The organism is Mesorhizobium sp. P3_A8 (assembly GCF_056402995.1).
This window is the reverse complement of sequence record NZ_JBFUGI010000002.1, coordinates 360,741-372,832: the sequence shown is the minus strand read 5'-3', so window position 1 is coordinate 372,832 and position 12,092 is coordinate 360,741. Positions and strand designations below refer to the sequence as shown.

The window sequence follows — 12,092 nt, the reverse complement described above, 5'->3', positions numbered from 1 at the left end:
AAGGGCTTGCGCATCTGCGCCGCCGGCGAAAGGATGCGGCGCCCGGCTTCGGACGCCGCGATCATCGCGAGCGGCCTAGACAGCGCCAGCGACGGCAAGTTGCGGCTTTGGCCGGCGGATGAAGCTTTCGGTGCCATAATGAGCGACGATGGCAATCGCGATGACCGCCCAAATCGCAACACCTATCCATTGCTGCTGCACATAGTCGCCGCCGGTGAACACCTTGCCGAGAAAGCGCACGCTGTTCTGATGCGTGACATGCATGATGAAGGCGAGAAGCACACTGCCGGTGTTCTGATAGAGCCAGGTGAACACCACGCCCGCCAGCACGACGTTGATTGTGCTGTAGAGGCTGAGGTCGCCGACGAGGCCGAGCGGGAAGTGCCAGATGGCGCAGACCACGCCGAGGATCAGGCTGCCAATGAGTGCCGAATGATTTGCAAGCAGACGTGGCGTCGCAAAACCGCGCCATCCCGGCTCCTCGCCGAGCGGACCGCTGAAGACGGCATAAAGTGCAATGATCGGCAGCATTTCGGACAACGCCGGAATATTGTTCCAGGCCGGTCCCCCTGAGCCAAACAGCGGATTGATCAGGATCGAGGCCAGCTGTGTTCCGAACGGCAGGCCGAACGCCACCAGGTACCATGTCGGGTGAACCCGCCACTTTACCATCGAGGCGAGGATGGTTTTGACGGAACCCCAGCCACCCGAAAGGGCCGCGACGATGAAACCGGAAGCCATCGGCCCGAAGGTGAACCACGGTATGCTGTCGCCGTTCGACAGGCAGAACGGGACAAAGAGCAGCCAGGTCAGGCCAAGCGTCAGTGAAAAGAACGCGGTCAGCTGGTGCCCACGCACCAGGCTCAACAAGAAAGTCATGTCAGGTCCTCTCGGCGGGCAGATCCATGAGAGGTCGCCGGACTGCCCGATCGGTCGACATGCATTTGGAAACGAGCCAGGCGAATTGTTCGGCAGGCCGTGTCGACCACCTCGGCCAACCCATGCTTTTTGGCGCCTGTGCGGCCAAAAATCCCGAGCGGGTTCTGAAATTTTTCCGATATTTCCGAAGGATGGCCCGATCTTGTCGGCGCCTTACAGCAAGAGGCGGTGCCGCCAAGCTGCGTTGCTATCCCAGCGGTTCCTGCAGCGGTCCGGCCAAGCCCACACAGGAGAGACATCATATGGAATAGCTATATGGCGACCGTGCTGGTCCGCTAGGGCATCGATTCTGACCGCCGACCGGCTCCAGCCCCCTTTGGTGTCGCGATGTCTAAATGCGATCTCGGCAGGTTTGTCGTCCGAGGAGGGGCGGAGCAAAAAAGTGAGCTGCCTTCCGCTTGAAAATAGCCGAAAAATCTCGCTTTTTGCGGCGTTGAAGAAATCTACAGCGTAGAAAATATAGTTAGCCGAGAAACTATCTCTATTTATACTGAATACATGACGTTGTGCCAATTGTGCCATTCACTTTGTTTGTACGTGTTATTTGTGCAACACAACATTAATCTGTTAGTGGAATCGCCGTTATTTCAAAAACCGTCATTGAAGGCGGAAGATTGATGGGTATGTTCGCCGCGAAAAGGGGACGCGGTGCGCGCCTTTTTCGTTGTGGGGGTGAGGTGGGAAAACATATCCGCCAGCCACAAATCCGAAGCCATTTTTAACTTTGACTGGAGAGGTCAGAAAATGAACATCAAGAGCCTACTTCTCGGCTCAGCCGCGGCAATGATCGCGGTTTCAGGCGCTCGCGCCGCGGACGCGGTCGTCGTCGCCGAGCCGGAACCGGCCGAATACGTCAAGATCTGCGACGTCTACGGCGCCGGCTACTTCTACATCCCGGGCACCGAGACCTGCCTGCGCATCGGCGGCTATCTCCGCTATGACATCGGCGTCGGCGATTCCGGCACGCTGGATGGCGTCAACAACGTTCCGGATCACAAGGACGGCAGCGCCAACGACACCTACTACAAGAACATGCGCTTCGCACTGAGGACTTATACGGGTCAGGAAACCGAGCTCGGCACGTTGAAGACCTTCACCGAGACCCGCTTCCAGTACGGTAACAAGTCTGGTGACTATACTGGCGGCGCCACTGACTGGCAGGCAATCAGTAAGCCCGTCACCTTGAACTTCGCCTGGATCCAGCTCGGTGGCCTGCGCGTCGGTAAGGATGAAACGGCATATGACGCGTTCATCGGTTACGCCGGCAATGTCCTCCAGGACACGATCATCCCGTATGGCATCAAGGACACCAACGTCGTCCAGTATTATTTCGACGCTGGCAGCGGCTTCACGGGCGTGGTCTCGCTCGAAGAAGGCACTGGCACCAGCACGATCGACAGCTATGTTCCGCATGTCGTCGGCGGCTTGAAGTACAAGGCCGACTGGGGTGCGATCACCGGCGTCGTCGCCTATGACAGCAATTACGAGGAAGTGTCCGGCAAGGTTCGCCTGGACGTCAACGTCACCAAGGAACTGTCGCTGTTCATCATGGGCGGCTACGGCACCGACGACAATTCCAAGGACGACGCCAACAACAACATCGACGTCCATGGCCGCACTCAGTACAAGCCATGGGGCGGCAACTGGGCCGTCTGGGGCGGCGGCACCTACAAGTTCAACGACAAGACCTCGTTCAACGTCCAGGCTTCGGCTGACGACGACAAGAACATCGCTCTCGCGGCGAACGTCGCCTACACCATCGTCCCGGGCTTCACGATCACGACCGAAGTCGACTGGGATCACTACGGCAATTACGGCAACCCCTCCGTCTACGGCAACTGGTCCAAGGCCGACAAGAAGGACGGCATCGGCGGCATCGTTCGCTTCCAGCGCAACTTCTGATCGATCGACTGACCTTACCAGGCCGCCCGCAGCGTATCGCTGCGGGCGGTTTTTTATGTGTTCTTGCGAGCGTTGGCCCCGGCGCCGGACCCATACCTTGATTTCGTCACCCGATCGGTGAAAAGCTCCGGCATGGAATGGCGCGACGAGGGAATCATTCTCGGCACCCGCAAGCATGGCGAAACCAGCGCCATTCTCGAGGTGATGACCCGTGCGCATGGCCGTCATCTCGGCCTTGTCCGTGGCGGCCGCTCGCGCAAGCAGCAACCCGTTCTCCAGCCTGGCAATCGCGTCGATCTTCTGTGGCGGGCGCGGCTCGACGAGCATCTCGGCACCTTCCAGGTCGAGGCGATCGAGATGAACGCTGCCCGATTGATGGACAGCGCCGTCGCCGTCTACGGACTGCAGACCATGGCCGCGCATCTGCGCCTGCTGCCCGAGCGCGATGCCCATGGCGGCCTCTACGAGGCGCTCGCCGTGATGATCGTCCATCTCGACAATGCCGATGCCGCCGGCGAACTGGTGGCGCGCTTCGAGCTTCTGATTCTCGATGAACTCGGCTTCGGCCTCGATCTCAGCCAATGCGCCGCCACCGGCACAAAGCAGGACCTTGCCTATGTCTCGCCGAAGTCGGGCCGTGCGGTGTCGGCAGAAGCCGGCGCGCCTTGGCGCGACAAGATGCTGGCGCTGCCTGCCTTTTTGCAGCGCGGCTCCGGCCTGCGCGCCGATCCAGCGGCGGTCGAGGACGCCTTCCGGCTCACCGGCTTCTTCTTTGGCCGCCACGTCTATGAGCCGCGCGCCATCGAACAGCCCGATGCCCGGGCCGGCTTCCTTGCCGCGCTGCGCAAGCACCATGCAGCGCGCAAAACCATTGCCGGAGAAAATGCAGCCAGAGAAATCATCACATGAGCGAAGTCGAGCTTTATCCAGGCCGGGTCTCGCCGCTCGGCCTCGGCACCATTCCGCACGCCGACATCCTGAAATACACGGGCCTGGAGTTGTTGCAGCGAATCATCGACGGCAAGTACCCGGCACCGCCGATCTCGTTCCAGCTCAGCTTCGCGCTGACCGAAGTGTCGGAAGGTCGAGCGGTGTTCCGTGGCGTACCGAATGAGCGCCACCTCAACCCGCTCGGCGGCGTACATGGCGGCTGGGCGGCGACGCTGCTCGATTCGGCATTGGCTTGCGCCGTGCAGACGCTGCTCGAAAGGGGCGAGGCCTACACGACGGCGGAGTTCAAGGTGAATCTCACGCGGCCGATCACGCCCAGGACCGGCGAGGTGGTCTGCGAAGGCAAGGTGGTCCACAAAGGCCGCACGCTTGCCGTTTCGGAAGCGACGCTCAAGGATGCCGGTGGCAAGCTGCTGGCTTTCGGCACCGAGACATGTTCGATATTTCCAGCCGCCAATCTGGCGGCACGTTGAGTTTTTAAGCCGTTTAGCCGCCGCATTTGAATGTCAGTGAGATGAAATGTCAGTGAAAACTGGCCTGGTTTGGGGGAACCGCCATGTTTGAAAGCCTGATCGGCCTTGTCGCCATCATCGCCTTGTTCGTCATCATTTCGCGCCAGCAGAGCCGCATCGGCCTTGTCGAGCGCGAGCTTGGCGCGCTGCGCAGTCTCGTCCTTTCGGGCGCCGTGCCGCCGGTGGTCAAGCCGTCCGAGCAGGCCGCGAGGGACAGCGAACCCGCCGATGTGGTTCCAGCAGCAGTAGCTGCCGCCGCCATGGCTTCGCCTGCGGTGAGCGAGGCCGCCGCCGCGCAAGCGCCGGCGCCTGAGACGGTAGCTGTGCCCAGCGACGCTGTGTCCGGCCCGTGGGCTGCGGGCGAGCCGAAGGCAGCGGAACCCGCGGCGCCGACACAGCCGGCCAAAGCGCCCGGCAAGCCGGATATCGAGACGGCGCTCGGCACGCGCTGGGCGGTCTGGGTCGGCGGCATCGCGCTGGCGCTGGGTGGCCTGTTCCTGATCCGCTACACCATCGAGGCTGGCATTTTCGGCCCCGGCGTGCGGCTCACCATGGCAGCGGTGCTCGGGCTGGTGCTGGTCGCCGGCGGCGAGTTCATTCGCCGCACCGGCTTCAAGGTGCCGGTGCAAGGCGTTGCCGGCGCCTACATTCCGGCGATCCTGACGGCGGCCGGTGCCTTCATCCTGTTCGGCACCGTCTATGCCGCCCATGGCATTTACGGCTTCATCGGCCCGGCGCTTGCCTTCACGCTGCTTGGCGCCATCGGCGTGGCGACGATCGCCGCCGCTCTCGTACACGGCCTGGCCCTGGCCGGTATCGGTCTCGTCGGTGCCATGGCGACGCCGGCGCTCGTGTCCTCCCAGGCGCCAAATCCATGGGCGCTGTTCGTCTATCTCGCCATCGTGCTTGCCGCCACTGCGGTGATCGCCCGCATGCGCGACTGGAAATTCCTGATGGCGGCGGCCTTCTTCGGCACCGGTCTCTGGACCATCGCCTACATGACGAACGCTCCCGGCGCCGACCTTGCCGTCATCCTGTTCATCGACGCGGTGACGCTGGCGATGCTTGCCCTTGTCTGGCTGCGCAGTCGTGGCGGCGAAGAGGAAACTGCAAATCAGGGTTTCGACTGGCCATCGATCGTGCCGGGAGTTTTTGTTGCGTTTTCGGCGCTGGGCCTGTCCGTCGACTCAACGCTTGTCGCGGCCGGCGATGCCTTGCCGGGCGCTTTGGTCATCGTCGCCCTTGTCGCCACCGCACTCTATCGGCCGCGCGCCGTGCCGCTGCTGCATGCCGCCGGGGTGGTGAGCGTGATGATCTATCTCGGCATCATTCCGCCAACCACCATCGGCTCCGATTTGTCCCAGGGCAACATAGGCTTTGACGGCCTGCAGGTGGCGGCTGGAAATCCCTTGACGCTGCGCATCGGCATTGGCCTCGGCCTGGTCTTCATCGGCGCGGGTTTCTGGGCCGCCCGCCGTTTCGCCGCCGTCGCGCAGATCCGCGCGGCATGCTGGGCGGCATGGGGCATCGCCGCGCCGCTGGTCATTATGCTGGCGCTATGGCTGACCTACGGCAATCTCGACCGCGATCTTGCCTATGCCGCGGTCGCGGCCCTTCTGGTCGTGGTCTTCGCCGCCGGCGGCGAGTGGATCGCGCGCGCCGAAGAGCCGCCGCTCAAGGGCGGCATGGCGGTGTCGTTTGCCCTGTGTGGCGCGGCGATCGCCGGCCTCTTGATGCTGCACATGGCCTTCGATTCCGGCTGGACCACCATTCTGCTCGGTGCCGCGGCCATCGTGCCGGCGCTGGCGACGCGCTGGCGCTCTTATCCCGTGCTTGGCTGGATTTCGGCCGGTGCGGTGATTGCCGTGCTTGGCCGCGTCGCCTTCGATCCGACCATCGTCGGCGCCGAGTTCCTCTCCAGGACACCGGTGTTCAACTGGCTGCTGCCGGGATACGGCGTGCCGGCGCTCGCCTTCGGCTTCGCCGCCTGGCAGCTCGCCCGCACCACCAATGGCCGGCCGCGTCTCGCCATGGAAGCGGCGGCAGCACTGTTTGCGCTGCTGACGATCGCCATGCTGGTGCGTCACGCCATGCATGGCGGCGTCATCGACACAGGTGCGATCACACTCGCCGAGCAGGCGATCTACACGCTGATCGCCATCGGTGCCGGCGCCATCCTGGTCGCCATCGACATGCGCTCGCCAAGCTCGGTGCTGCGCTATGGTTCGATGGCCGCCGGCGTGGTTTCGGTCGCCTTCATCGTTGTCAGGCATTTCGTGGTGCTGAACCCGCTTTTCACGGACGAATCGACCGGCCGGATCCCGGTCTTCAACCTGTTGTTCCTCGCCTATCTCCTGCCGGCGGTCGCCGCCGGCGGGCTGGCGCTGTATGCCCGCGACAAACGGCCGAAATGGTATGCGCAGATGTTGGCGGTGGTGGCGGCCGTGCTCGCCCTGGCCTATGCCACGCTATCGGTCAGGCGCCTGTTCAAGGGCGAGTTCATCGGCCTGTGGAGTGGCCTCGGCCAGCTGGAGACCTACACTTATTCGGCGCTCTGGCTGGTCATCGGCGTGGCGCTGCTCACCGCCGGCGTCTGGCTGAAGTCGCAGGTGCTGCGCATTGCCTCCGCCGGCCTGATCGCGATTGCCGTGCTGAAGGTTTTCCTCTTCGACATGTCGGAGCTGGAAGGCGTGCTCAGGGCGCTGTCCTTCATCGGCCTGGGCGCCGTGCTGATCGGCATCGGGCTGTTCTACCAGCGGCTTTTGACCAGAGCGGCGAAGGAGGGTTGACGCGCTTGCCTTCGTGAACGGCCTTACCCGTCCACGGATCGCTTATCCGCTATTTTCGGACGATGCCGCGCATGCGGCGTTGTACGACTGCCTCTTTGATCAGGCCCGCGATCTTGCGGACAAACGCCGGGCTGAAGGACCCGATCGGTTTCGTCGTGACGAGATCATAAGCTTCATCGACTTGCACGCGGTTGTACTCGTCCAGAATCAACCATGACGGAAAGTCGAGCCCACCTCTGCGGCACTCGATTTCGCTCACGGCAACATGCGTGCGGGACTGGTCAGGCTTTTGCGAGGTGAGCGGGAATAAGAACAGTGCGGCAGGCGTCGCCGGCGTTCTGACCACAATGCAGACTGGTCGCGCCTTACGGCCGGATTCCTCGCCGGCGTCAGCCTGCCGTGCCCATAGATAATAATATCGAAGCAAGTCGCCAGGCTTAAGCATCCGGTTTGTCGCCAGTTGTAATGGCGTCCAATCCGAACATGAGTTCATCGTGAACCTCGCCCGGCGCGTCCTCCAGCGTGTAGGCTACGGTATGAGGCGAACCGACGAGCTGTCGGTATTGGGCAGCTGACAGGATGATCAGCTTCTCCTTGCCGCGTTTCGTGAGAGCGACAGGCTCGATCATCGCCGTTTCGAGAATCTCGCCGGACGCCCGATTCATGTCTGAAAAGGTGAATTGCTTCATCGAATGATCCTTGTACGTATTCTATCTATTGTGCATATTTTACGTATTTAGGCAATCAATTTGCCGCCACCTTCCAATTGGGAATAAACCCGCACCCGCCAGCGTTATCTCATTGCTTGGGTGACCGGGGCGGTGGACCGCTTCGCGCTGGCCGCTTGCGTCGCGCCGGGAAGGCGCGTTCTATCGGGATCAACAAGGGCGACCTCAGAACCAGCGGTCATGGACGAAAAGAAGGCAGCAATCCTTGGCGAAATACCGCGCCTGCGCCGCTACGCACGCTCGCTTTTGCGCGACCGCGATTCTGCCGACGATCTCGTTCAGGATTGCCTTGAGCGCGCACTCATGCGGCTCGACAACTGGCAGACGGGAGAAAGCCCCAGGAGGTGGCTGTTTACGATCATGCATCATTTGTTCATCGACCAGATGCGCAAGGTGAACCGTCGCGGCGAAGCGGCGATGCTGCCCCTGGAAGCGGGCGAGGCGGTTGCCCAGCCGGCCGAGCAGTTGGAGGGCATCGCCTCACGCGAGATCATCGATGCGTTGCAGGCGATCAGCCCCGATCGCCGCGCGGCCCTTGTCATGGTCGCCATCGAAGGCTTTTCCTATGCCGAGGCCGCCAACATTCTGGGCGTGCCCGCCGGCACGCTGATGTCGCGCATTGCGCGCGGGCGCGAGGAATTGCGCGGATTGCTGGATGACACGGCGCGTCGCCGCGCGATAAGGATCGTCGAGAAATGATCCGCCGCGATTTTTCCGAACGTGACATCCATATGGCGCTCGACGGCGAGTTGCCGGCCGACGAGCGTGCCGCCTATGATGCCTGGCTCGATGCCAATCCCGAGATGAAGGCCAGAAGCGCCCGCTTCACCGCCGACCGGGAGGCGTTGCGCTCGGCCTTTGCCGGCGTGCTGGATGAGCCCGTTCCCGCGCGCTTGCGCAAGGTGGTGCTCGGCGAAACGCCTATTAAGGCTATGGTGCCGCGCTTGCGCTGGTGGCTTGCCGCTGCCGCTGCCGTGCTTTTGGCCACGGGCGGATTTGGTGGCTATTTTGCCGGCATTGACGGCGTCGGACAGGAGGATCCGGCGGAGGATCGGCTCGCCGAACAGGCGATTGCCGCCCATGTCATCTACGCCGCCGAGAAGCGGCATGCGGTGGAAGTGCCGGCCAGCGACAAGGATCATTTGCAGACCTGGCTGTCCAACCGGGTCGGGCTGAAGCTGGTGGCGCCGGATCTGACCGCGAACGGTTTTCAGCTGGTCGGCGGCCGGTTGCTGCCGGCCGGCGAAGCCAAGGCCGCGATGCTGCTCTACGAGGACGACAAGGGCGAGCGCATATCGCTCTTCGTCACCGCGGAATCGACGGAGAATGCCAAGGGCACCTATGCCTCGGCGCAGGATGGCCCGCAGGCGGTCTACTGGCTGGACAAGGGATATGGCTGCGCCGTCGTCGGCTCGCTGCCGCGTGAGCAATTGGCGGTCGTGGCCAAGAGTGCCTATGGCCAGCTTCTGGCAGGCCTCGCAAGCTGAGTGGCCGCAATGACTTGCAGCCGGTGGTCCATCAAAACTGCGATCCTGTTCAAAGCCCGCGCGCTTCCTTGCCGCCGCGGAAACTGTCACAATTCGGCCCTAATCAAGGAGCGATAGCGCTTGATGAATACCGGCGCTTCGGCCGGTGTTTGCGACGCTTTTGACCGGGGCCGTTTCCGCAACGCAATCGAGGTTTTCTCAAGTCGCATGCCTGCCGAGATCCGCACGGCCCGCGCGTCTGACGTCGATGATCTCGCCGCCATCGAGAAAGCCGTTTTCACGAGCGATCGCATTTCCCGTCGCTCCTTTCGCCTGTTCATCGAGCGCGAGACCGCGCAGACGCTGGTCGCCGAAGTCGATGGCCGCGTCGCCGGCTATGCGATCGTGCTGTTTCGCAAGGGCAGTGGGGTGGCGCGGCTTTACTCCATAGCCACGGGTCCGTTTTTTGGCGGGCTGGGTGTCGGCCGCATGCTGCTTGCGTCGGCGGAGGAGGCGGCCTTCGAACACGACCGCATGATGCTGCGTCTCGAAGTGCGTGAGGACAACAGCCGCGCCATCCGCATCTACGAGCAGGCCGGCTACCGCAAGATCGGCCGTGAGCCGGGCTACTACGAGGACGGCGCAACCGCGCTTCGCTATGAGAAAACCTTGCGCGGCGACATCCCGATCGCCACCAGGGTTCCGTTCTATCAGCAGACCTGCGAATTCACCTGCGGCCCATGCTGCCTGATGATGGCCATGGCCAATTTCGACCGGGGCTTCGTGCCCGATCCGGTGATGGAAATCCGTCTCTGGCGCGAGGCGACGACCGTCTTCATGATGTCGGGACCGGGCGGGTGCGAACCATTCGGCCTGGCTGTCTCGGGATACGAAAGCGGGCTCGCGGCGGAAATCTTCGTTTCCTTCTATGGCGCACTGTTCCTGCAATCGGTGCGCAGCGAGGACAAGCGCCGGGTCATGGAACTGGCTCAGGTCGACTTTCGCCGCCGTGCGGAACTTTACGGCATCCCGGTGAATTACCGCTCATTCAGCATCGATGACATCAGAGCCGCGATCGCCGAGGGAAAGCTGGTGCTGGTGCTGATCAGCGGCTTCCTGATGTTCGGCAAGAAGGTGCCGCACTGGGTGCTGGCCATCGGCGATGATGGCGACCATATTCTGATCCACGATCCCTGGGTCGAGGACGAGAGGCAGGAAACCATCCTTGATGCCGCCAACATTCCCGTGCCCTACGGCATCTTCATGAACATGGCGCAGTTCGGCCGCGACGGACTGCGTGCCGCCATCACTCTGGGGAAGCGCGACACAAAATGACCTGGGTCATCCTTACCGGCCGGCAGAGCGATCTCGACCAGGTGGCGACACCGCACAAGATCATAACCAATCGTGATTATCTCGCGCATCCGTCGCTGTTCCGCGGCCAGCGGCCGAAGGTCATCAACCTGTCGAACAATTACGGCTACCAGAGCCGCGGCTATTATGCCTCGCTGCTGGCGAGTTCACGTGGCCACAAGGTCATTCCGACTGTCGAGACGATGATCGACCTGTCGGAGCGCAAGCTCTATGAGCATGCGCTGCCGGAACTGGAACTGGCGCTCAACAAATGCCGCAAGGATCTGGGCGGAGCCTTTCCGGCCAAGGTCTGCATCTTCTTCGGCATCGGACCCTCCAAGGTGTGGGACCGCTTCGCCAAGCTCTTGTTCGACTGGTTCCGCGCCCCGGCGCTCGAAGTCCATATCAAGGACAGCGCCGAATGGGCCTCGATCCGCAAGATCGGCTTCCATCCGCTGGCGCGGATGACCGAGGACGAAGAAAAAAGCTTCATCCAGTGCCTGGAGACCTACACCAACCGCGAATGGCGTGACACCAAGGGACGCACGCCGGCGCGCTATACCTTCGCCACGCTGGTCGATCCGCATGAGGAACTGCCGCCGTCGGAAATCTCGTCGCTGCGCTACTGGGCCAAGATCGCCGAAAAGATGGGGGTCGAAATCGAACCCATCACCAAGAAGGATTTGGCCAAGCTCGCGAACTACGATGCGCTGTTCATCCGCGAGACCACCTCGATCTCCAACCACACCTATCGCTTCGCCCGCCGCGCCCAGCAGGAAGGCATGCCGGTCATCGACGATCCGCTGTCGATGATCCGTTGCACCAACAAGGTCTATCTCAACGAACTGATGGCCTACAACAAGGTGCCGGTGCCACCGACGGTGATGATCGCCGGCACCTCCGACCTCGAACTGGCCGCACAGACACTGGGCTTTCCGCTGGTGCTGAAGATCCCGGATTCATCCTTCTCGCGCGGCGTCAAGAAATGCGAGAATCTGGAGGAACTGACGCGGCTTGCGACCGAGTGGCTGGAGGATTCCGATCTCCTGATTGCCCAGAAATTCATTCCGACCGAATATGATTGGCGCGTCGGCGTGCTCGGCGGCCAGCCGCTGTTTGCCGTGCACTATCTCATGGCCAAGAAGCACTGGCAGATCGTCAACCACAAGGCCAATGGCAAGCCCGACCAGGGTGGCATCAAGACCTTCACGCTGAAGGAGACGCCGGCCCATGTCGTCGAGACCGCGGTCAAGGCGGCGCGCTGCATCGGTGACGGCCTCTACGGCGTCGACCTCAAGGAGACCAAGGACGGCGTCTTCGTCATCGAGGTCAACGACAACCCCAATCTCGACCATGGCTGGGAGGATTCCGGCGAGAAGGACGAGGTCTGGGTCCGGCTGACGCAGTGGTTCCTGGAGCGGCTCGACCGGCCGGGAAGATAGTGCAACCAAG

The 12,092-nt window shown here is 62.4% G+C and carries 11 protein-coding genes; 8 read left to right on the top strand and 3 right to left on the bottom strand.

Annotated features, from left to right (window positions below; genetic code table 11):
* Positions 1-75: 75 nt before the first annotated feature.
* Positions 76-879 carry a CPBP family intramembrane glutamic endopeptidase gene (locus AC1DX4_RS05975; protein WP_477219444.1) on the bottom strand — a complete coding sequence of 268 codons (804 nt, stop codon included), beginning with the start codon at positions 877-879 and terminating at the stop codon, positions 76-78.
* 804 nt (positions 880-1,683) lie between these two features.
* Here AC1DX4_RS05975 and AC1DX4_RS05970 point away from each other — a divergent pair.
* The 4 genes from AC1DX4_RS05970 (at position 1,684) to AC1DX4_RS05955 (ending at position 7,093) form a co-directional block, all read left to right on the top strand.
* Positions 1,684-2,841, top strand: coding sequence for a porin (locus tag AC1DX4_RS05970; protein WP_477219443.1), 1,158 nt, complete (start codon positions 1,684-1,686; stop codon positions 2,839-2,841).
* Positions 2,842-2,973: 132 nt separating this feature from the next.
* The gene (gene recO / locus AC1DX4_RS05965; RefSeq protein WP_477219442.1) at positions 2,974-3,750 is read left to right on the top strand and encodes a DNA repair protein RecO; all 777 of its coding nucleotides are present in this window, start codon (positions 2,974-2,976) and stop codon (positions 3,748-3,750) included.
* Positions 3,747-4,265, top strand: coding sequence for a PaaI family thioesterase (locus AC1DX4_RS05960; protein ID WP_477219441.1), 519 nt, complete (start codon positions 3,747-3,749; stop codon positions 4,263-4,265). The genes recO and AC1DX4_RS05960 overlap by 4 nt, the downstream gene beginning before the upstream one ends.
* Positions 4,266-4,348: 83 nt before the next feature.
* Complete coding sequence (locus AC1DX4_RS05955; protein WP_477219440.1) at positions 4,349-7,093, top strand: DUF2339 domain-containing protein; 2,745 nt, start codon at positions 4,349-4,351, stop codon at positions 7,091-7,093.
* Positions 7,094-7,142: 49 nt separating this feature from the next.
* Here AC1DX4_RS05955 and AC1DX4_RS05950 read toward each other — a convergent pair whose 3' ends face one another.
* Together AC1DX4_RS05950 and AC1DX4_RS05945 are read right to left on the bottom strand one after the other, a co-directional pair.
* A complete protein-coding gene (locus AC1DX4_RS05950; RefSeq protein WP_477219439.1) occupies positions 7,143-7,538 on the bottom strand; it encodes a hypothetical protein in 396 nt (131 codons plus the stop codon).
* The gene (locus AC1DX4_RS05945; RefSeq protein WP_477219438.1) at positions 7,531-7,782 is read right to left on the bottom strand and encodes a type II toxin-antitoxin system Phd/YefM family antitoxin; all 252 of its coding nucleotides are present in this window, start codon (positions 7,780-7,782) and stop codon (positions 7,531-7,533) included. Before AC1DX4_RS05945 ends, AC1DX4_RS05950 begins: the two co-directional genes overlap by 8 nt.
* A gap of 219 nt (positions 7,783-8,001) precedes the next feature.
* On the opposite strand from AC1DX4_RS05945, the gene AC1DX4_RS05940 reads away from it, so the two are divergent.
* The 4 genes from AC1DX4_RS05940 (at position 8,002) to AC1DX4_RS05925 (ending at position 12,082) form a co-directional block, all read left to right on the top strand.
* Entirely contained in the window at positions 8,002-8,520 is a 519-nt protein-coding gene (locus AC1DX4_RS05940) for an RNA polymerase sigma factor (RefSeq protein ID WP_056563409.1), read from the top strand.
* Positions 8,517-9,308 carry an anti-sigma factor family protein gene (locus AC1DX4_RS05935; RefSeq protein ID WP_477219437.1) on the top strand — a complete coding sequence of 264 codons (792 nt, stop codon included), beginning with the start codon at positions 8,517-8,519 and terminating at the stop codon, positions 9,306-9,308. Before AC1DX4_RS05940 ends, AC1DX4_RS05935 begins: the two co-directional genes overlap by 4 nt.
* Positions 9,309-9,515: 207 nt before the next feature.
* Positions 9,516-10,622, top strand: coding sequence for a peptidase C39 family protein (locus tag AC1DX4_RS05930; RefSeq protein ID WP_477219778.1), 1,107 nt, complete (start codon positions 9,516-9,518; stop codon positions 10,620-10,622).
* Complete coding sequence (locus tag AC1DX4_RS05925; protein WP_477219436.1) at positions 10,619-12,082, top strand: RimK family protein; 1,464 nt, start codon at positions 10,619-10,621, stop codon at positions 12,080-12,082. The genes AC1DX4_RS05930 and AC1DX4_RS05925 overlap by 4 nt, the downstream gene beginning before the upstream one ends.
* Positions 12,083-12,092: the final 10 nt, after the last annotated feature.